Raw genomic sequence first — 19,504 nt, 5'->3', positions numbered from 1 at the left:
TATTTTAGTGCATTAAAATTCCTCAAAAATTTATAAGGAGGTAATAAAGTATGGCAAAAAGTTTTAAAAAATACTTCTCATTTTTTGGAATATTAATTGCAACGGTTAGTTTAAAAATAAGTTCTTTATTAACTAGCTTACATCATCTTATAGATGTTAGTATTCCAAAAATTATGAATAAACTTCATATCTCATCTTTAAAACCAATCAAACTTTATTCTACTAATAAATATAACACACAAGGAAAAAATTAATGCAAAAACAAAAAGCATGTTTAAGCGTAGTTGCTTCGCTTTTTTTAGCAACAAATCTATACTCTCAGACAGAACAATTATCAACTATCAAAGTTACATCTTCTTATTTGAATTCAAATGAAAAAACAGCAACTTTCTCAACTGAAATTTATACTAAAGATGAAATAGAAAAATCAAAATCAAAAGATGTTTATGATTTTTTAAATTCTCAAACATCAATTAATATCGCTCCTAATTATGGTAATACTTTTACTCAAATGATTGATTTACGAGGATATGGGATTGGTAGTGGATATCAAAATGTTGTTGTAACAGTTAATGGAAGAAAACTTAATAATGTAGATATGCAATCACAGTTATTATCAGCAATTCCTATTTCAAGTATTGAAAAAATAGAAATCATTAAAGGTAGTGGTTCTGTTCAATATGGAGATGGAGCAAATGCTGGAGTTATTAATATTATAACAAATGGTAAAAATGAGAACTATATCATGGCTCATATAGGAAATGATGATACTAAAGGTGGTACTTTAAGTTTAGGTTTTAATAATCAGGACTTAATTATAAATGCTCTTGTAGATTATAGTTCTACAAATGGTACAAGAGAAGATAGTTTAAATAATAAAGATTCAAACCATAATAGAAATAGAAAATTTGAAGTAATTTATTTCCCAACTGAAAAGTTAGAATTAAGAGCAGGAAGAGTGCTTTCAGATATGCGTTTAAAGTATGCAGGTCCTTTAACAAAAGATGAATATAAAGATAATCCAAATCATTCATCTAATTTAAATGAACAATATCTAAATAACTATGTTACTACACTTGGTTCAACATATAACTTTAATGATAACTACTCTTTAGATATTAATTATAGTGATGAAGATAAATTAAGTAGATTTTCTTCAGGATGGCAATCAAACTATGAGTATGAATCATTTAATGCTTCACTTAATATAAAACAAAATGATTATTCTGTTGTTGTAGGAGTAGATAGTTTTGATGGAGATAGAATAAGTTCTGCAGATATTACAAACAAAACAAATAAAGCACTATTTGTATCTGCTGATTATCAAGTTTTAAACGATTTAAAAGTTTCAGCAGGACTTAGAAGAGAAAAAGTAGAGTATGAATATAAGCCAACAGCAGGAGATAGTTTAAGTAATGATGAGTATTTAAATGCTTATGATATTGGTGTTAATTATTCTTTATCTAATTCTTCATCTATTTTTGCTAACTATAATAGATCTTACCAAGCACCAGATATTGATAGGTTCTTTAAAACTGATTGGATGACAGGGATAACTTCATTTAATGGTTTAATAAAACCTATGAAAGTAAAAAATTATACAGTTGGATATACCAATATTCAAAAAAACAATAAACTTAAAATCTCACTTTTTAGAAGTGATTTAACTAATGAAATTTATTTAGAACCAATTAATTATGTAAATACAAATATTGATAAGTCGCATAAATATGGTTTAGAAGTTTTTGATAAATATTTAATTAACGAAAATCTATATGCATCAATCAATTACTCTTATATTATTTCAAAAATTGATAGAGAAGATGAAGGAAATGGAGCTTATGATGGTAAAGATTTACCTGGGGTGTCTAAACACAATCTTACATTAAATTTAGGATATACTTACAAAAGATTAAATACAATTCTGTCATACACTTATAGAAGTAATGCATATGCTGCTAATGATTTTGAGAATAATTTTGATCAAAAGCAAGAAGCATATAAGTCAACAGACTTAAGTGTTTCATATAACTTTAATAATATAGAAGTTTTTGCAAAAGTACAAAATCTATTTGATGAAGATAATGGTTTATGGATTTCAGATGATAGAATTTATCCTGTTAATTTTGAAAGAACATATTATGCAGGAATAAAATACAAATTTTAAAATAAAATGACAAAAAGATTATGAAAAAATATTTAATAGCTTTTCTTTTTATTGTTAATCTCTTTGCTAATAATCAAGGCGAGCAAAGAATTATAACACTATCTCCTTCATTAAATGAGATAGTGTTTGCCCTTGGAAGTGGTAAAAATATAGTTGCAAACACGCAATATTGCAATTATCCATCAGAGTCTAAAAATATACCTAAAGTAGGGGGATACTCTTCAATATCTTTAGAAAAAATGCTTTTAGCAAAACCTACTTTAGTATTTGCTCAAAACTATGATGAAGAACTTCTTTTAAATTTAAAAAAATTAAATTTAAATTATCACTCTTTTAAGACAGATAATCTAACTTCTATAAAAAGTACAATAATAAATCTCTCTAAACTTCTTAATAAAGAGGAAAAAGCAGAAGAGTTAGTAGCAAATATTGACAATAGTTTAGAAAAATTAAAAAATATTGTTATAAATAAAAATATTTTAATAGTGATTAGTCCTAGAACTGATTTAAATAAAACAATTTATGTGACAGGAAATAATCTATATTTTAATGATATAATTAAAGCTTCTGGAAATCAAAATGCTTATAAATCTAAAAGTTTAGCTCAACCTATGGTAAATGTAGAAAAAATTATTAAAATGAATCCAGATATTATAATTTTATTAGCCCCTTATATTCACGAAAATAATATTAGTTTTGATGAGCTAAAAGAGCCTTGGAGAAAACTTCCAACAATAGCTTCAAAAAGTGATAATATCTATATTATAGATAAAGAATATGCTGGTATTCCTAGCCATAGGGTAGTTTATTTTATGGAAGATTTTAAAAATATATTAGAAAATGTTAGAGATAAATAAGTTTACAAATCATATTTTAAAAGATATAAGTTTCTCTTTGAAAGAGGAGGAACATCTAATAATTCTTGGTGCAAATGGTGCAGGTAAATCAACTCTTGCAAAAGTTTTATCTACACTTATTTCAAATGACAAAGTAAAACTATTTAATGAAGAGGTAAACTCTTTAAGTGATGAAAAAAGAGCAAGATTTATTAATTATATTCCTCCTAAACTAGAAATCTTTGATGAATATATAACTTTATATGAGTTTTTAGAACTTTCATTTATAGAGAAAATTAATAGAAAAAAATTAGAAGAGATTATCTCTTTATTAAAGCTTGAAAAGATTAAAAATAGGGCTTGTAATGATTTAAGTTCAGGAGAGAAACAACTTTTATTATTAGCTTCAAGTATTATTCATAATGCCAAAATCACAATTTTTGATGAACTTACTGCAAATATGGATATTACAAGAGTTCAAGAGGCTTTTTTGATATTTAACTCTAAATATTTACAACAAAAGATAATCATCACTCATAATTTAGACCTTGCCTTTCATTTAAAATATAAAATTCTTTATTTAGAAGAGGGTGAAGTTAAGTTTTTTGGGCAGAGTAAAGAGTTTTTTTCAAAAGAGATTTTATCTAAATTTTATCAAAACTGTTTAAAAGTTGTTGATGGACATTTGGTGGTAAAACTATGAAATATCTTATTTATATTTTATGTTTTTTACTTATTGTAGTTTCATGTTTTATAGGTGAAACAACAATTTTATTAAATGAAATTTTTGATAGTTCTACTACTTCATATATGATTTTTTGGGAGCTTAGAGTTCCTAGGATTATATTAGCCTTTTTTGTAGGAGCAGTTTTAAGTCTTAGTGGACTTATTTTTCAAACTATTTTTAAAAATATTCTAATAACACCATATACTTTAGGAATAGCCAGTGGAACTACACTTTTTACTGCAATTTCAATTGTTTTTTTCCCTATGCTTGCTCTTTATATTTCAGGTATTTTTGGCTCTTTTCTAACAATTTTTATTTTATATTTTATTTCAAAGCAGATAAATAAGAACTCCACTTTTGCTTCAACAAACTCAATACTTTTAATAGGAATAGCCCTTTCATTTTTTTACTCTTCAGCTTTAATGTTGGTGTTCTTTTTAAGTACTTTACAAGAGAATTATTCAATAGTTAGATTTACTCTTGGAAGCCTTGATGTAGTAGGTTATAATAGTTCTTTAGCTGTATTTGTTGTTGCAATATTTCTTCTTTTTATTAGTCTTTTTCATAAAAAAAATATAAAACTGCTACTTCTTTCAAATGATATAGCTTTTTTAAAGGGCTTAAATGTAAATAGAGTGAATTTAATACTTCTTCTTACAATCTCTTTAGCCGTTGGAGTTAGTATTAGTTTTGTAGGACCTATTGGTTTTGTTGGGCTTATTATACCACATATTTTAAGGCTTATTTATAAACAAAGTGCAGATAAACTTATTTTGCCTGTATTCTTTTATGGAGGAGTTTTTTTAGTGCTTTCTGACTTGATTTCAAGAGTTATAAGTACTGCTTCTGCTTTACCTATTGGAGTTGTTACTTCTTTTATTGGAGCTCCATTTTTTGTATATTTACTAATTAGAAGAAATAGAAAAACTCAATAAAATAATTTTTATCTGTTATTTAATAAATATTACCTATAATTCGCACATAGAAACTAATAAAGAATAATAAATGAATAAATTTTTTAAAAATAATGATACAAAATCTGCTTTAGAAGCACAATATGAAGCTCAAAAGATAGCTTTTGCTCCTATAATTTTTCAAGTTGCAAGGTCAATGAGAGATTTAGGAGTTTTAGAGGCTTTATATAAAAATAAAACAGGCTTAACTTTAGAAGAATTAACTTCAAAAATAGAACTTTCAAAATATAGTATTCAAGTTTTGTTAGAGACTTCACTTAGTGCTGATATTATAAAAATAGAAGATGAAAAATATTTTATAACTAAAACAGGTCAGTTTTTATTAAAAGATGAGATGACAAAAGTTAATATGAACTACAATCATTATGTTAACTATTTAGGGCTTTATGATTTAGATGAAGCTTTAAAAAATAATAAAGCAGAAGGATTAAAAAGAATAGATGAAAACAATGAGACTATCTATCCAGCTTTATCAACACTTCCTCAAAAGATAAAGAAGAGTTGGTTTGAATTTGATCATTTCTATTCAGATAATGGTTTTCCTCATGCTATAAAGATTGTACTTCAAAATAGTCCTAAAACTATTTTAGATATAGGTGGAAACACGGGAAAGTTTTCAAAAGCAGTTATTGACAATTCTACTGATACAAAGGTAACTATTGTTGATTTACCACAACAAGTAGCCCTTGCGAAAGAGAATACTTTAGCTGAAAAGTATCAAGAACGAATCAGTTTTATAGAACAAAATATCTTAGACCATTCAAAGGCTATTCCAAGTGGTTTTGATATTATTTGGCTTAGTCAATTTTTAGATTGTTTTGATGAAGAAAATATTATAAAACTACTAAAAAGAGTAAAAGAGTCTATGGGTGAAGATAGTAGACTTTATATTATGGAACCTCTTTGGGATAAACAAAGATTTGAGACATCAGCATATTGTATTATTAATACTTCTCCATATTTTACAGCAATGGCAAATGGTTATAGTAAAATGTTTAATTATGAAGATTTACAAGAGTATATTAATAAAGCTGGTTTACAAATAGAAAAAGAGATACATAATATAGGGATTTGTCAAAGTATAATTATTTGTAAATAATTATACTATTAGCAAAAGTAAAGAAGCAAGTATTAAAATATCCATTTTTAATTTTATTGAAATTGCTTTTTTTACATCCTCTTTTTTTATCTCTTTTTTTCCTTCTCCAAAATAAGGCTTTTCTTTAACTTTTCCAAAATAAGACGTAGGTCCTCCTAAAGAGATATTTAAAGCTAATGCCATAGCTGAAATTGGATGACCTGCATTTGGACTTTCGTGTTTTTTTCCATAGGTATAAAACTTTTGAAAAGCAGTTTTACTAAAAAATAGAAGTGAAATTAAAAGAGCAGTTATTCTTGCGGGAATATAGTTTGCTACATCATCAAGTTTTGCTGCAAACTTACCAAAGTTTTCATATTTTTCATTTCTATATCCAACCATTGAATCTAAGGTATTAATTGCTTTATAAATAAAAGCTCCAACAATACCAAAGAAAGCTAAATAAAACATTGGAGCTATAACCCCATCACTTAGGTTTTCAGCATAAGTTTCAATAGCAGCTTTATTTATATCACTCTCGCTCATTTCCTTGGTATCTCGACTAACAAGCATAGAAATAGCATATTTGGGATTATCTGAGCTTATTACTTCTTTTACACTATCATATAACATTTTAGAAGAGATAGTAAAAGAGCAAAGTAGGGCTTGAAAATATATATTATCAATTTTACTTAATAAAAAAGTAACTATAAAAACAAGAGACAATAAAGAAATAGTCAATAAGAATCCTCTAAAAATGGTATCTTTATAAAACTTTTTTTCAAACCATTTTATGTAATTCCCTAAAAGAATAATTGGATGGTAAAGAGTTTTGATTAGATGAAACTCTCCAAAGATAAAATCAATTAGATATGCAAAAAATAATAGTTCTAAATACATTTTGCTATATCTTCAAAGGCTTTATTTAGAAGTTCAATACTTTTTTTACTTTTTACAGCAATTCTTATATGCTTCTTTCCTAAAAAATCAAAGTTAGAACAATCTCTTATCATAATTTTATAAGGTAATAATTTTTCTTGAAGTTCTTTTGCTTTTATATCTTTTAGTTTTACTAAAATATAGTTAGCTTCACTTTGATGTATCATTTTGATAAAGGAATGTTTTTCAAGAGTAGAGCATAGTAGTTTTAAATTCTCTTTATTTCTTTTTTTTGCTTTTTTGTAGAACTTTTTATACTTTAAAACCTCTATTAAATAGTTCATATCGAAAGTAGAGATTTTCCACATAGGTTCTTTTTCTCTTAATTTTATGATATTCTCTTTTGATGAGATAATAGTACCAACTCTAATCCCAGCAGATGAATAAAACTTTGTCATAGATTTTAGAATATAAAGTTTGTCATACTTTCCTAAATATTTTGTAGTTGATTCATAATCTGTAAACTCTAAAAAGCTTTCATCTATTAAAATAGTACACTCTTTTTTTATCCAAAAATTTAGTAGTTCATTTATGTTATAACATTTTGCATCAGGGGTTGAAGGGTTTACAAATATTACAAAAGAACCTTTTTTTACCTCTTTTTTCATATCTTTAAATCTATTAATTAATTCAATTTCATATCCAAAATTTTGTGCAGCTTTCTTGTATTCTAGGTATGCAGGAGAGTAAATAGTACAATGTTTTAGTTTTAGATTTTCAAAAAGTTTAAAAATAGCAGAACTACCACCATTGTATAGTTCAATTTGTGATTTCATTACGTTGTAATGTTTTGAAATAGCTTTATAAAGTTTGTCATAATTTGGATATGAAGATATATCCAAACTATTAAAATCAATATCAAGTTTTGGTTTTAAAAAGTTTATATTTGAAGATAAATCAATTACCTCTTTAACTTGACATTTTGCTTTACGGGCAAAACTTTTTACATCTCCACCATGCTGAAATTCTTTCATTACTTTTCTAAAACCTTACCAGTTCTTAAGGCATATGCCCAATCAGGTCTTCTATTATCTTCTGCTTTTTTTGCTGCTTTTTCATAATCATAAGCAACTCTTACTTGTTCAATACTATATTGATTCTCTTCAACTGTTAAAATGGTATATGCAGCATCTGGAGTATGGTTTTGCATCTTGTGTTTTATGGGAAACTCATCCTCATATGCTTGAAGTCCTACAGAACCTGGATTAATAACTATTTGTCCAGTGTTTAACTTATGAACTCTAGGCAAATGAGAGTGCCCACAAAAGATAAAAGGTGTTTCAATATTATCTGTTAGTTTTATAATCTCTTCATCTCTTCTTAACGTTACTTCGCCATTTGAAATATCTTCTAATAGATATTGGCTATCATCAAAGTAAGTTCCATGAATCATATAATATGTTCCACCAATGATTTTTTCAAATTGTAAGTCTTGAATCCAATATAAAACCTCTTCTCCTAAGTTTTCATAGGTATATCGTAAAGTAGGGTTTTTTTCTAGTTGATCTAAACTTGCTTCAAGGATTTCTCTATCCTGATTTCCACAAATATTTATAAATTTGTTTTCTCTTATTATTTCATATGTAGCTTTTGGTTCTATTGGTCCATAAAACATATCTCCAAGATTTAAAACTACTTCAATATCTCTATTTTTAATATCTTTTATAACTTCTTGTAAAGCATAAATATTTGAATGAATATCAGATAAAATCGCTATTTGCATTTATTGCCTCTTTTAACTTATTTATTTTTTAGTTCGCCATCAAGTTCATATTTATTTAAATACCCTCTTGGTGTTAAAACTTTTCCATTTTTAGTTAGTTTTGAATTAGAATTGCAAATTATAATAAGTGTTGACATAGAAACAGCTGGATGCTCAATATCTTGGTCTATTAAATCTTGAGCAGTAGTTATAGTGATTTTCTCTTTTTCATCTCTCCCTACATGTGAAGCAATAATTGCTATTCTATCTTGATATCCATTTTCTAAAGCTCTTAAGAAATTTTGATAAGGAAGAATTCTCTTTTTAGATTTTGGATTATAGATACCTAAAACAAAGTCACAATCAAGTGCTGCTTTTACTCTTTTATCAATTAAATCTATATCTGTAAGCCTATCTGATAAAGAGATAATAGAAAAATCTTGTGATACAGGAGCACCAACTTTAGCTGCTGCTGCCAAGAATGAAGTAACTCCAGGAAGTGAGATAAGTTCGATTTCATCCCATAGGTTTTTTTCATCTATAATTTCTACAATTAAAGTAGCCATTCCATAAACATTTGCATCTCCATTTGAAACAATACAAGTTGTTTTTCCTTCACTTGCATATTGAATTGCTTGGTTACATCTCTCTATTTCATGTGTCATTCCAGATGTAAATAGCTCTTTTCCTTCAATTAACTCTTTTAATTCTCTTGCATATTTACTATATGAAACTACAACTTCGCAAGTTTCTAAAGCTTTTCTTGCTTCTGGTGTGATATATGATGTTCCACCAGCTCCTGAACTAACTATATATAATTTTTTTGCCATTTTATTTTCCTTTTTTATACTGCTGCTGCAATTGTGATTTTTTTGAAGATAACTTCTTTTTTAATTATTAACTCTTTATATTTTGAAATCAAAATAGAAGAGGGCTCTGCCACTCCTTTTAGTCCAAAAAACTTTGTAGCTTGTGAAGGACTAAACTCTTTTTCAAGGGAATTTATCTCTTTTTCATTATAAAATTTAATATCAAAACTGTATTTTTTTGCAAACTCTAAAAGTCCTTTTTCATCTGCTTTTGCTTCAAAGGAAGCTATGTTTTCTATTTGCTCTTTCTTTAGAGCATACTTTTTTAAAAACCAAAAAAAAGCTTCTTCAATATCTTCAAAAGAAGTTCCTCTATTACAACCAATACCTAAATATACTTTAGGTTTTAAGGTTAAATTCTCATCTGAAAATGGAGTTATATTTACGCAAAGCTCATTTGATGATTCATCTACTCTTTTTAGATTTGTTTTATTAGAAATTGTTTCAAAAATACTCTCATAAGTTTTAACTTCTACTTCTTTTTTGTTTAGAAGGGAGTTTGAGATTTTTGCTAAACATTTTAGGTTTTCTATTTCAAAACTGTTTTTCTTTGCAAACATATCAAAAGCAAAAGTATTTGTTTGGTCTGTTGCTGTTGATACAAAGTTCATGCAGTTTGGTAATCTTGAAGCAATAATTTCACTTAATTCATTTGCTCCACCAATATGCCCACTTAGAAGTGGAATGATTTTTGTTAAATCCATACTCATAACTATAATAGCTGGGTCTGTTGCTTTGCTTTCAAGTAGAGGTGCAATCTTTCTAACAACAATTCCCATAGCTAAGATACAAATTATTGCATCATATTTTTTCCAACCATCTTCTAAAACAGTATCTATTTTTTCATAAGTTTTAAAGTTGTTTAAAGAGTGTTCTAAATCTTTTTTTCCATAAATTACTACTTCATAATCTTTTAAATAGTCTACTAATCTTGAAGCTGAGTCAAGGCTTGGTTGATTTATAGAGACAAGAGCTATTTTTAATTTACTCATTTTTTCCCTTTAACTCTTTTACAAGTGGTTTAACATAAAGATGTGATTCCTCTGTCTCTTCTTGCTTTAGAAAGTCTCCAAATAGAATTAAAGCTACACCATTTATATGTGAAACTTGATTTTCAATATCAGAAATTGTTCCTTTGAAAATTTGTTCTTCTTTCCAAGTGGCTTTTTCAACTACCCAACAAGGAGTATCTGGTGAATATCCCATTTCAAGAGCTTTTTTCTTTAATTTTTTAAGAAGTAAAATTGATAGATAAAATACTAAAGATGAGTTTTTACAAGCAAGTATATTCTCTAATTTTTCAGGGTTTGGAGTTTTTCCTTCAACACGAGATAAAATAATTGTTTGAGAAACTCCTGGAATAGTGTATTCTATCCCAAGACTAGCAGCAGCACCAAAAGCTGCCGTGATACCTGGTATAACTTCATATTTTATATTTTGCTCTTGTAAGAATTCTATTTGCTTTGCAATAGTCGAATAAATAGATGGGTCCCCTGTATGAACTCTTGCTATTACTTTATCTTTGTATTTTTCTAAAAAAGCAAATATCTCTGGATATTTCATTCCTTGAGAGTCTTCTATGATAGCCTCATCTTTACACCAAGAAAGAACTTCTTTGGGTACAAGTGAACCTGTATATAAAACTACATCAGCTTTTTGAAGTATCTTTTGTGCTTTTACTGTTACTAAGTCTGGGTCACCTGGACCAGCACCTATAAAATATACCATCAGTTTTCCTCTTCTTGTTTTTTTATTTTTATTTGAAATAGTTGTCTCTCAGGTTCTACTAAATCAAGTTTTCCTTTATAAGTTGTAAGGGAGATTGAGTGAATTTCATACTCTATACTTGCTTCATTTAATACAGTTAACATTAGGTTTAGATGTTTTAAAGTAATTGCATTTATAAGCATAATTCCTTTTTTGTCCAACTTTTCATAAAGCTTTGGAAGTTGTTTTATAACTTCAACTCCACCACCACCTACAAATATTCTTTGTGGTATTTCTTCTAAGCTGTTAAAGTGTTCTTGAGCTTCACCAACTAGTAGTTTTGTATTTACTACATAATGATTTGTTAGATTATGTTTTATAAACTCTACTCTTGTTTCATTTTTTTCAAAAAGTGTTGTTTTAACCTTGTATCTTTTGTATGCTTCTATTGCACAAGAACCACTTCCTGCACCAATATCCCATAAAAGATTGTTTGGTTCTAAATCAAGGTTTTGTAAAGTAAGTTGTCTTTTATACTTTTTTGTAATCATACCTCGCTCAGTTTCAAACTCTACATCTTCACTAATGATATTTTTAGATTCGAACTCTTTTTTAATAAGTAATACAAAAGGTTGAGATAAATCAAGAGATTTTTCATCAAACTGAAGTAAATTTATCTCTTCTATTTTTTCATCTACAAATCCTAGCTTATAACCTATAGTTGTAGTTATACTTTTAGCTTTGAAAAAAGAAAGGGCAGATTTTAATCTTGCTATTGTAAACTTATCACAAAGTACAAATGTGTATTTATTTTGTAAAAAGTTTTGTAAATCAAAATCAACTCTTCCATGTAAAGAAACTACATCAATTTCAGTTTCACTAATAAAAAGTTTCTCGCACATATAAGTCTTAGAAGATGTGTTATTTACGATTTTCACTCTGTCTTTTGGCAAGTTTTTAGCAATAATTGTTCCAGCCGAAAAAAATAGAGGCGAACCAGTAACTACATATAAAATCTCTTCTTTGTCATAGTTTTCTAAAAGATACTCTTTTGCTTCTTTATATTTTAGTTTTAGAATATTTGAAGCCTCTTCTTTGAAGTTTGAATCACAGATAATCTTATCAAACCTGCTAATATCAAAGTCTAAATTTGTAAAGGTATAATCTCCCATACCATTACCAGCTATTGTTACCATGTTTTTACCATCCTAACACCTCTTTTTGTTCTAATATTATGGCTTTTACATTTGATGTTTTAAACCATTGTTTTATTTGTTTGTTTGCTTTTTTTGTAATCATTTCATAAAAAGCATCAAGTAATCCCACTTTTTCAAGCTCTTGGGATATACCTTTTACTGTTAAAGTTGCTTCAATATCAACTTCATAGCCTAGGTTCTCTTTTATGTCTAATTGAAGTTTTGTAAAGTCAATTACTCCAAATCTATTGTGGGTATTTTTAAAGCCTTGATAAACCTTTGTCATCTTTCCTATTCCACACAAAAAGATTACTTCTTTTGCATTTTGTTTTGTTGCAAGTTCAACTGAATCATAAACAAAATTTCCTATTTCTATGATTGCCTCTTCATCTGCTTTAGAACAAGCTACTTTAAAAGCAGAGTTTCCAAGGGTAAAATAGATGGTTTCATAGTTATTTTGTATAGCAAATTCTATTTCAGTTTTTACTGAGTCTATATACGCTGAACTTGATACAGGTTTTACAATTCCTGTTGTTCCAAGTATTGAGATACCTTCAAGTACTCCAACTTTTGAGTTTGCTGTTTGTTTGGCTATTTCTTGACCATTTGTAACGCTTACACAACATTTTAAATGTAAATCTTCTTTATTTTTTGTTTTTATTTCAAAATACTCTTGCATAGCTTCTAATGGAGCAGGGTTTATAGCAGGATAGGGGGCTTGTATTTTTAGTCCCTTTTTTGTTACTACTCCCACACCAAGACCAGCATATATTTCTAAACTATTTGTTCCACAAGAAAAAATTTGAGGTTTTTGAAAAGTTGGATTTAATAAAAAGTTTTCTATATCAAAATCTAGGCATACAACTATTTCACACCCTTTTGTTACATCTAAATCATCATTGTCTATTTTATTTGTTTTAGTTGTTGTTTGAGAATTTGTAACTAAAAATGTATCTAAACAAGACCTAAATGCAGCAACTGTGTGAGTTCCTGTTGTATAACCTTTTCTTAAAACTTTTTTTTCAGACATAAGCTATTATTGAATCTCTTTCATTGCGTGAATTGTTCTTCCAATAAATAGTATCGCTGGAGTAAGTTTTTTTAACTCTTCAAAAAACTCTTCATTTTGCTTGTTTACCTCATCAAGGGTAAATATTTTTTGTGAAGAATCATTTGTTGTTCCCTTACTTAATACTGCTATTGGTAAGTCTTTTGGAAAATCAATACTTAGAAGATACTCAACGATATTTTTAATATTGTGAACACCCATTGTAATAATTAGGTTTTCTCTATCATGGTATGATTTAACAATGCTTTTAAAAACATCAATATCATGTCCTGTAATAGTTCTATATGAGTCATTGAATTTTCTATCTACAAGTGGTAGCATAAAGCTTTCTGGTACAGAAGTTGTTGAACTTACTCCTGATACTATCTCTACATCAAAGCCAGCTTCTTTTATAGCTCTAACTTCTTCATATCCACGACCAAAAACAAAAGGAGTTCCACCTTTTAGTCTTACAACAACTTCATGGGTTTTTGCATACTCAACTAAAAGCTCATTTATCTCTTCTTGTTGTTTTAGGTGTTTACCTTTTCTTTTTCCTACATTAACTTTTAGACAATCTTCTTTACAGAACTGGAAAACCTCTTCATTTACTAAGGCATCATATAAAATTACATCTGCTTGTTCTATTATCTTTACAGCTTTTAGAGTAAGTAAATCTAACTCTCCAGGTCCTGCACCAACTAAATATATTTTTTTAATCATTTTTGTATGTGTCCATTTCTGACATAGGAACTATTTTAAATTCAGCCATGTCAAGTTTTTCATTATTGCTTAATGCTTTAAATAATTTTACCCACTTTTCTTTATCATACTGATGAACATTTTTAAGCCAAATAGCATTATTTTCCAAATATCCATTTCTTTGTGTATTTTCATAAATATTAGCAACAGATCTAAATCTACAAGCTCCAAAACAACCAGTTCTTACAACTTTGATTCTCTCTTCACCCTTTGATAGATTTAACTCTTTTATAACTTCTCTTAAAGTAGCTGCAACATCTTTTCCTTTGTGAGCCTTTGAACATCTTTCATCATCACATAAAAAAAGTTGAGTTTTAAAGTGCATAATAGGTTTATTTGCATCAAACTGTTTTGGTTTACAAGTAAAACCATCTGCTACAACACTACCCATTGTGTTGTAAAGTACTTCTTTTTTATTTTCCATTATATTTCTCATCTTTATCATAATCTTTGATTAGCTTATAGATGGCATGAAGAGTTGCTACTGTCATAGTAGAACTTCCAAATCTTCCTTCCATAATAATCCCTGCTACATCAAAATGGTCACAGAACTTTCTACCATAAGCTTTTGATTCAACAACATTTACAAAGCCAACTGGAAATAGTAGTAAAGCAACATTGTTTAAATCTACTTTTTGCTCTATTAACGTATTAATTGCAGCATAGATAAAAGTAGGGGCATTTCCACATGCAAGTACTAAAGGCTCATCTTTATGTTTTTTAATAGCCTCAACTACAGCTGCATAACTTCTTGTTGTTTTGTTTTTTTCTGCCATTTCATATGTAAATGGTTCGTTGATATAACATACAACTTCATTTTCATACTGCTTTAAATAAAAGTCACTAAGTCCAACTTTTATCATATTTACATCAACTATTATCTTTGCTTTGTTTAATAGTAGTTTTTGCACCTTTTTAATTGCATCTTTTGAAAAGTAGATATTGTTTAATACTTCATCAAAACAAGTAGTAGTATGAATAAGTCTACTTATTACCTCTTGTTGTGCTTCATCAAACTCATTTATTTTTTTATAATCTTTTAATTCTTCACTAATCATTTCAAATGATTTATTTGAAATATCAGCACCAATATTTATTGGTGGTTGTTCTAGTTTAAATTCCAAAGTAATCCTTTAATATATTTATATTATTTCTAAACATTGTATGTAGATAAGTTCCATATACATTTTTTTTCTTCCAAGCTCCTACTTCACCTTTTGAGTTAATCTTTTTACTTAAAATATCACAGCCCAAAGAAGTATCAAGGGGTTTTGTATAGTGAAAAGCATGACCTTTTAAACCACTTTGACTATAGTAATAGCCAAGACGTACTCTCTTATTGGTAAGTGAAAAGCTTACTTCTAAGATTTTTGCCATCTCTTTTTTATCTACACCCTTACTTAAATATAAAAGCCCTGCACACTCTGCATAGATATGTTTGTTTTTATTTATATGTTCAATTAATGATGCTTTGAAGTTTTGTGAATTTTTAACTCTTTCATAGGCTTCTTTTGTTTCTACATAACCTCCTGGTATAAATACAAAGTCACTATTAGAGCTAATTTTTTCATCTTTAGTTGAACTAATAACTTCTACTTCATTAAATAACTCTTTTAAAGTTTCTAAGTTATCATGATATAAGAAGGAGAAGTTTTTATCATAAACAACAGTAGCTTTTTTGTTTATCTTTTTTATCTCTTCAAAGGGATAGTTTGATATAGATTCTTTTTCATATAAAGATATCTCTTTTAAAGTTTCTAAATCAATATTCTCTAAAACCTCTTTAGAGATATTTTCTAAGACCTCTTTTTTTGCATCTTTTAAATCAAGTCCTAAGTGAGTATCTCTTAAACTTGGTAAATCTTTTTTTATCCAGCCAAGTACTTTTATCTCATTTTTACCTTGGAAGTCTTGTTCTATTTGTTTTTTGATTAATTCAAAGTGCATTTTTGAAGAGACTTTATTTAAAACAATAGCTTTTATAGTGTTATCTTCTTTATAGGTTTTAAGACCTTTTAATACAGCACTAATAGTTATATATGAACCGCTAGCATCAAGAAGTAAAATAGTTGGAATATTTAATAATTTTCCTATATCATAAGCTGAACAACCTTTATCCATACCATCATAAAAGCCCATTACTCCTTCTAAGATAGAAACTTCTTTATTTGAGTATTTATTAAAAAGCCATTTTACTTGAGGCTCATTCATTATAAAGGTATCAAGATTTATTGATTTTGTGTTGCAAACTATTTCATGAAATTGTGGATCAATATAGTCTGGACCAATTTTAAAAGGTCTTACACTCTTTTTAAAATAGTATAGTAATGCAGTAGAAAGAATAGTTTTTCCCTGATTTGATGAAACAGCAGAAATAAGAATTGAGTTCACTTTTACCTCTATATAATTTTTTTTAGCTATACTTCAGCCATGAAAAATCTTAGAGGGTATAATAAACGTTACTTTAAATTGTCAACAATTGCGATGTTTTCGACAATAAATAAGTTATGTAGTGTAGAAACTAATAACAACTTATACCACAAAAGAGCTTATGAAAACGAAATAAATTCTTTAGATCCCCCAGAAAATTCTCAAATTTTACTAACATTAACAAAATAATCAATTTTAGATTACAAATTTTACTTTACATTTTAATTTTTTAATAAAGGACTACCTATGCATATAGAAGCAGGTGTTGTGCATGGCGCAAAAATGGCTTTAAGTTATGGGACGGCTGCCGTTTCATTTGGTATTGCTACAAAATTAGCAGTTGAGACAATCAAAAACAGTGGGTTTTTACCTACAATAGTTAAAACATTAGTTGCTACTATTTTAGTATTTATGTTTTTTGAGGTGTTTCCTCATCATCCAGTTGGGGTATCTGAGGTACACTTTATTTTAGGTTCAACGCTATTTTTAATTTTAGGAGCTGCTCCTACAGCATTTGGTTTAGCAGCAGGTTTATTAGTTCAAGGTCTATTTTTCGCACCTTTTGATTTACCACAATATGCGATTAATGTTACTACTCTTTTAATGCCTTTATTTGCAATGATGTATGTAGCAAATAGAATTATTCCTAAAAATATGGCTTACAAAGATATTAAATATAAAGATGCTTTAAAACTATCTTTAATGTATCAAGGTGGTATTGTTACTTGGGTTGCTTTTTGGGCTCTATATGGACAAGGTTTTGGTGTTGAAAATTTAAATGCCGTATTAGCATTTAGTTCTGCATATATGAGTGTTGTTATTTTAGAACCATTTATTGATTTAGCAGTTCTTGCAGGTGCAAAAGCATTAAGTAGTTTCAAATCAAGTCCTTATGTTGAGGCAAGATTATATAATAGCGCAAAATAATGAAAAGATTTAGACATTACAATAGAAAAAGAGCTATTGTATTAGCTTGTTTTGGTTCAGTTATTGAACAACAAAAATATTTGGACTTAGAAGCTAAAGTAAAAGAGGAATACCCAGATTGTGAGGTGTTTACCTCTTTTTCTTCAAGAATGGTAATTAAACTTTTAAAGAAAAAGAAAAAAGAGATTTATAAAAATCTTCCACAAACTCTTGCAGATGTAGATATGCAAGGATACAAACATGTGGTGGTAGTTTCTGTAAATATCTATCCTACTGATGAACATGAGTTTTTAAAGAAAATTGTTGATGGTTTTAAACACTTTTCTTTGGCAAATCTTGGTATTACTAATGCTTTATTAACAACTACAAAAGATACAACATCGTATTTAAAAAATTTAAATGAGCAAGTAAGTAAAGAGGATACTGCAAACTTATATATTATTCATGGAACACCAAAATTAAATACAGTTGGAATTGATTCTATTTCTTATACAAGTGATTTGCTTGAGATGATTGACGAAAGAAATTTTGCCTGTTCTTTAGAAGGAGCTTTCCCATATTTTGCAATTAATGATGCAATAAAACAGAAGATTAAATCAAAAGGCTTTAAAAAGGTTCAAGTTGTTCCTTTACTTTTAGTTAGTGGAAATCATTATATAAAAGATATGTTTGAAATAAAAGATGATTTAAGTGATGAATTTGAGTCTTTTATTGCACCTTCTTTAACACAAAGTGAGAACTTTAATCTTTTAGAGTTACCTCAAACACAAGAGATTTTTATAAAGAATATCAAAGAGTCATTTAAGATGCTTGGTATTAGTCATAAAACAATGACATATTAGGAAAATATATGAAGTTATATATGGTATCTTTAGGCCCTGGTGATTATGAACTAATCACTTTAAAGGCCTTAAAAGCTTTACAAACATGTGATGCAATCTGTATTCCTACAAAAAGTGCAGATAATAGTTTTACTAGGTCAATGACTTATAAAATAGTTAAAAAACTTATGGATGAGTATGGTTTTGAAAAAGATATTATTCCAATGTATACTCCAATGAAGTTTAAAACTGATGATTGGCAAAGGCAAGTTGATATAATCGAAGACTCTTTTAAAAAATATGATAGCTTGTCTTTTGTAACCTTAGGAGATAGTGCTGTTTATAGTACTGTATACTATTTACTGGATATTATAAAAGAACAACATAAAGAAGTTTATGAAAATAGTGAAGTTATTCCTGGAGTTACTTCTTTTTCTCATGCTTCTGCAAAGGTTAAAAAACCACTTTGTGTAGGTGATAGTAGTTTTATTATAAGACCTTTACATAAAAGAAAAGTTCCTTTTACAACTGTTTATATGAGACCAAAAATTGGAATGACTACAGATAAAATAAAAGAAAAAAATGATATATATACCTTTGAAAATCTAAACTACAAAGGTGAGACGATTTTGGAACATAAAAAAGAGAAGGTTGATAAATATATGACTCTATTTATTGATTTTCATAATAGAAATGAACAAATTTAATAAAAAGGCTATTTCCTCATTAAAAGATATAATATCATCAAGAAGAGACATAAGAGGGAATAGATTTTTAAATAAAAAGATTGATGATACTATTTTAAATGAATTATTAGAAGCTGCTAATAATGCTCCTTCAGTAGGTTTTTCTCAACCTTGGAAATTTATAATAATTAAAGATAATAAACAAAGAGAAAAAGTCTACAAAAACTTTCAAAAAGAGAATAAAAAAGCAAAAAAGATTTTTAAAACAAATGAAATCTATCCAAACTTAAAACTTGAAGGTATAAAAGAGTCTTATTTAAATATTGCCGTTTTATATAAAAAACCTAAAAAAGATGTCTTAGGTCAAACTACTCAAAAAAAAGTCGGAGAATATAGCGTTGTTTGTGCTATTCAAAATTTTTGGCTTATGGCTAGAGCTTATGGTATTGGAGTAGGTTGGGTTAGTATTTTAAAACCAAAAAAGATTAAGAAAATATTAGATATAAATGAAGATTATAAATTGATTGCATATTTAACAGTTGGATATGTAAAAGAGTTTATAGATGAACCAGAACTTAAAAAAATTGGTTGGGAAAAGAAAAAAACTCTTGAAGAAATTACAAAGTTATAGGAAA

The 19,504-nt window shown here is 27.7% G+C and carries 22 protein-coding genes; 10 read left to right on the top strand and 12 right to left on the bottom strand.

What is annotated here, in order from left to right; translation table 11 throughout:
- Nucleotides 1–50 precede the first annotated feature (50 nt).
- The 6 genes from ABIV_RS07420 (at nt 51) to ABIV_RS07395 (ending at nt 5,803) form a co-directional block, all read left to right on the top strand.
- Nucleotides 51–254: a hypothetical protein gene (locus ABIV_RS07420; protein WP_114839263.1), complete on the top strand. Its 204-nt coding sequence runs from the start codon at nt 51–53 to the stop codon at nt 252–254.
- On the top strand, nt 254–2,167 hold the full coding sequence (locus ABIV_RS07415; RefSeq protein ID WP_114839262.1) for a TonB-dependent receptor: 1,914 nt from the start codon (nt 254–256) through the stop codon (nt 2,165–2,167). The genes ABIV_RS07420 and ABIV_RS07415 overlap by 1 nt, the downstream gene beginning before the upstream one ends.
- Before the next feature lie 20 nt (nt 2,168–2,187).
- Nucleotides 2,188–3,024: an ABC transporter substrate-binding protein gene (locus ABIV_RS07410; RefSeq protein ID WP_114839261.1), complete on the top strand. Its 837-nt coding sequence runs from the start codon at nt 2,188–2,190 to the stop codon at nt 3,022–3,024.
- Nucleotides 3,008–3,706, top strand: a complete 699-nt coding sequence (locus ABIV_RS07405) for an ATP-binding cassette domain-containing protein (protein ID WP_114839260.1) — start codon at nt 3,008–3,010, stop codon at nt 3,704–3,706. The genes ABIV_RS07410 and ABIV_RS07405 overlap by 17 nt, the downstream gene beginning before the upstream one ends.
- On the top strand, nt 3,703–4,665 hold the full coding sequence (locus ABIV_RS07400; protein WP_114839259.1) for a FecCD family ABC transporter permease: 963 nt from the start codon (nt 3,703–3,705) through the stop codon (nt 4,663–4,665). Before ABIV_RS07405 ends, ABIV_RS07400 begins: the two co-directional genes overlap by 4 nt.
- Before the next feature lie 70 nt (nt 4,666–4,735).
- The gene (locus ABIV_RS07395; RefSeq protein ID WP_114839258.1) at nt 4,736–5,803 is read left to right on the top strand and encodes a class I SAM-dependent methyltransferase; all 1,068 of its coding nucleotides are present in this window, start codon (nt 4,736–4,738) and stop codon (nt 5,801–5,803) included.
- Here the strand turns inward: ABIV_RS07395 and cbiB are convergent, their stop codons facing one another.
- Genes cbiB through ABIV_RS07335 form a run of 12 tightly spaced genes read right to left on the bottom strand, consistent with a single transcriptional unit; the run spans nt 5,804 to nt 16,396 of the window.
- Nucleotides 5,804–6,682, bottom strand: coding sequence for an adenosylcobinamide-phosphate synthase CbiB (gene cbiB, locus ABIV_RS07390; RefSeq protein ID WP_114839257.1), 879 nt, complete (start codon nt 6,680–6,682; stop codon nt 5,804–5,806).
- A complete protein-coding gene (locus ABIV_RS07385) occupies nt 6,673–7,695 on the bottom strand; it encodes an aminotransferase class I/II-fold pyridoxal phosphate-dependent enzyme (RefSeq protein WP_114839256.1) in 1,023 nt (340 codons plus the stop codon). The genes cbiB and ABIV_RS07385 overlap by 10 nt, the downstream gene beginning before the upstream one ends.
- Nucleotides 7,695–8,444 (bottom strand): metallophosphoesterase family protein, encoded by a 750-nt coding sequence (locus tag ABIV_RS07380; protein WP_114839255.1) that lies wholly within the window; start codon nt 8,442–8,444, stop codon nt 7,695–7,697. The genes ABIV_RS07385 and ABIV_RS07380 overlap by 1 nt, the downstream gene beginning before the upstream one ends.
- 17 nt (nt 8,445–8,461) lie before the next feature.
- A complete protein-coding gene (locus ABIV_RS07375) occupies nt 8,462–9,253 on the bottom strand; it encodes a precorrin-3B C(17)-methyltransferase (protein ID WP_114839254.1) in 792 nt (263 codons plus the stop codon).
- A 14-nt stretch (nt 9,254–9,267) separates the two neighbouring features.
- Nucleotides 9,268–10,284, bottom strand: a complete 1,017-nt coding sequence (locus ABIV_RS07370) for a cobalt-precorrin 5A hydrolase (protein ID WP_114839253.1) — start codon at nt 10,282–10,284, stop codon at nt 9,268–9,270.
- A complete protein-coding gene (gene cobM, locus ABIV_RS07365; protein ID WP_114839252.1) occupies nt 10,277–11,020 on the bottom strand; it encodes a precorrin-4 C(11)-methyltransferase in 744 nt (247 codons plus the stop codon). Before cobM ends, ABIV_RS07370 begins: the two co-directional genes overlap by 8 nt.
- Nucleotides 11,020–12,195 carry a precorrin-6Y C5,15-methyltransferase (decarboxylating) subunit CbiT gene (gene cbiT, locus ABIV_RS07360; protein WP_114839251.1) on the bottom strand — a complete coding sequence of 392 codons (1,176 nt, stop codon included), beginning with the start codon at nt 12,193–12,195 and terminating at the stop codon, nt 11,020–11,022. The genes cobM and cbiT overlap by 1 nt, the downstream gene beginning before the upstream one ends.
- Nucleotides 12,196–12,199: 4 nt before the next feature.
- Nucleotides 12,200–13,225: a cobalt-precorrin-5B (C(1))-methyltransferase CbiD gene (gene cbiD / locus ABIV_RS07355; protein WP_114839250.1), complete on the bottom strand. Its 1,026-nt coding sequence runs from the start codon at nt 13,223–13,225 to the stop codon at nt 12,200–12,202.
- 6 nt (nt 13,226–13,231) lie between these two features.
- Nucleotides 13,232–13,966, bottom strand: a complete 735-nt coding sequence (gene cobA / locus ABIV_RS07350; protein ID WP_114839249.1) for a uroporphyrinogen-III C-methyltransferase — start codon at nt 13,964–13,966, stop codon at nt 13,232–13,234.
- Nucleotides 13,959–14,429, bottom strand: a complete 471-nt coding sequence (locus ABIV_RS07345) for a (2Fe-2S) ferredoxin domain-containing protein (protein ID WP_129088498.1) — start codon at nt 14,427–14,429, stop codon at nt 13,959–13,961. The genes cobA and ABIV_RS07345 overlap by 8 nt, the downstream gene beginning before the upstream one ends.
- A complete protein-coding gene (locus ABIV_RS07340) occupies nt 14,419–15,129 on the bottom strand; it encodes a precorrin-8X methylmutase (protein ID WP_114839247.1) in 711 nt (236 codons plus the stop codon). The genes ABIV_RS07345 and ABIV_RS07340 overlap by 11 nt, the downstream gene beginning before the upstream one ends.
- Entirely contained in the window at nt 15,119–16,396 is a 1,278-nt protein-coding gene (locus ABIV_RS07335) for a cobyrinic acid a,c-diamide synthase CobB (protein ID WP_114839246.1), read from the bottom strand. The genes ABIV_RS07340 and ABIV_RS07335 overlap by 11 nt, the downstream gene beginning before the upstream one ends.
- Nucleotides 16,397–16,681: 285 nt before the next feature.
- Here ABIV_RS07335 and ABIV_RS07330 point away from each other — a divergent pair, with 285 nt between their 5' ends.
- From ABIV_RS07330 to bluB, 4 genes are read left to right on the top strand one after another with little or no spacing between them, the layout of a single operon-like run.
- Nucleotides 16,682–17,362 (top strand): energy-coupling factor ABC transporter permease, encoded by a 681-nt coding sequence (locus ABIV_RS07330; RefSeq protein ID WP_114839245.1) that lies wholly within the window; start codon nt 16,682–16,684, stop codon nt 17,360–17,362.
- Nucleotides 17,362–18,204, top strand: a complete 843-nt coding sequence (locus ABIV_RS07325) for a sirohydrochlorin cobaltochelatase (protein ID WP_114839244.1) — start codon at nt 17,362–17,364, stop codon at nt 18,202–18,204. The genes ABIV_RS07330 and ABIV_RS07325 overlap by 1 nt, the downstream gene beginning before the upstream one ends.
- Before the next feature lie 8 nt (nt 18,205–18,212).
- Nucleotides 18,213–18,890, top strand: a complete 678-nt coding sequence (locus tag ABIV_RS07320; RefSeq protein ID WP_114839243.1) for a precorrin-2 C(20)-methyltransferase — start codon at nt 18,213–18,215, stop codon at nt 18,888–18,890.
- A complete protein-coding gene (gene bluB / locus ABIV_RS07315; protein ID WP_114840479.1) occupies nt 18,877–19,500 on the top strand; it encodes a 5,6-dimethylbenzimidazole synthase in 624 nt (207 codons plus the stop codon). Before ABIV_RS07320 ends, bluB begins: the two co-directional genes overlap by 14 nt.
- Nucleotides 19,501–19,504: the final 4 nt, after the last annotated feature.

This window comes from Halarcobacter bivalviorum (genome assembly GCF_003346815.1).
GTDB lineage: Bacteria > Campylobacterota > Campylobacteria > Campylobacterales > Arcobacteraceae > Halarcobacter > Halarcobacter bivalviorum.
The sequence above is the reverse complement of the archived record's forward strand: the minus strand, read 5'-3'. Positions and strand labels throughout refer to the sequence as shown.

Coding starts and splice junctions, on each gene's coding strand:
- cbiT (WP_114839251.1), bottom strand. CDS start 12,195: ATGGTAACAATAGCTGGTAATGGTATGGGAGATTATACCTTTACAAAT.
- ABIV_RS07380 (WP_114839255.1), bottom strand. CDS start 8,444: ATGCAAATAGCGATTTTATCTGATATTCATTCAAATATTTATGCTTTA.
- ABIV_RS07405 (WP_114839260.1), top strand. CDS start 3,008: ATGTTAGAGATAAATAAGTTTACAAATCATATTTTAAAAGATATAAGT.
- cobM (WP_114839252.1), bottom strand. CDS start 11,020: ATGGTATATTTTATAGGTGCTGGTCCAGGTGACCCAGACTTAGTAACA.
- ABIV_RS07370 (WP_114839253.1), bottom strand. CDS start 10,284: ATGAGTAAATTAAAAATAGCTCTTGTCTCTATAAATCAACCAAGCCTT.
- bluB (WP_114840479.1), top strand. CDS start 18,877: ATGAACAAATTTAATAAAAAGGCTATTTCCTCATTAAAAGATATAATA.
- ABIV_RS07330 (WP_114839245.1), top strand. CDS start 16,682: ATGCATATAGAAGCAGGTGTTGTGCATGGCGCAAAAATGGCTTTAAGT.
- cbiD (WP_114839250.1), bottom strand. CDS start 13,225: ATGTCTGAAAAAAAAGTTTTAAGAAAAGGTTATACAACAGGAACTCAC.
- ABIV_RS07400 (WP_114839259.1), top strand. CDS start 3,703: ATGAAATATCTTATTTATATTTTATGTTTTTTACTTATTGTAGTTTCA.
- cobA (WP_114839249.1), bottom strand. CDS start 13,966: ATGATTAAAAAAATATATTTAGTTGGTGCAGGACCTGGAGAGTTAGAT.
- ABIV_RS07385 (WP_114839256.1), bottom strand. CDS start 7,695: ATGAAAGAATTTCAGCATGGTGGAGATGTAAAAAGTTTTGCCCGTAAA.
- ABIV_RS07410 (WP_114839261.1), top strand. CDS start 2,188: ATGAAAAAATATTTAATAGCTTTTCTTTTTATTGTTAATCTCTTTGCT.
- ABIV_RS07415 (WP_114839262.1), top strand. CDS start 254: ATGCAAAAACAAAAAGCATGTTTAAGCGTAGTTGCTTCGCTTTTTTTA.
- ABIV_RS07375 (WP_114839254.1), bottom strand. CDS start 9,253: ATGGCAAAAAAATTATATATAGTTAGTTCAGGAGCTGGTGGAACATCA.
- ABIV_RS07395 (WP_114839258.1), top strand. CDS start 4,736: ATGAATAAATTTTTTAAAAATAATGATACAAAATCTGCTTTAGAAGCA.
- cbiB (WP_114839257.1), bottom strand. CDS start 6,682: ATGTATTTAGAACTATTATTTTTTGCATATCTAATTGATTTTATCTTT.
- ABIV_RS07420 (WP_114839263.1), top strand. CDS start 51: ATGGCAAAAAGTTTTAAAAAATACTTCTCATTTTTTGGAATATTAATT.
- ABIV_RS07345 (WP_129088498.1), bottom strand. CDS start 14,429: ATGGAAAATAAAAAAGAAGTACTTTACAACACAATGGGTAGTGTTGTA.
- ABIV_RS07320 (WP_114839243.1), top strand. CDS start 18,213: ATGAAGTTATATATGGTATCTTTAGGCCCTGGTGATTATGAACTAATC.
- ABIV_RS07325 (WP_114839244.1), top strand. CDS start 17,362: ATGAAAAGATTTAGACATTACAATAGAAAAAGAGCTATTGTATTAGCT.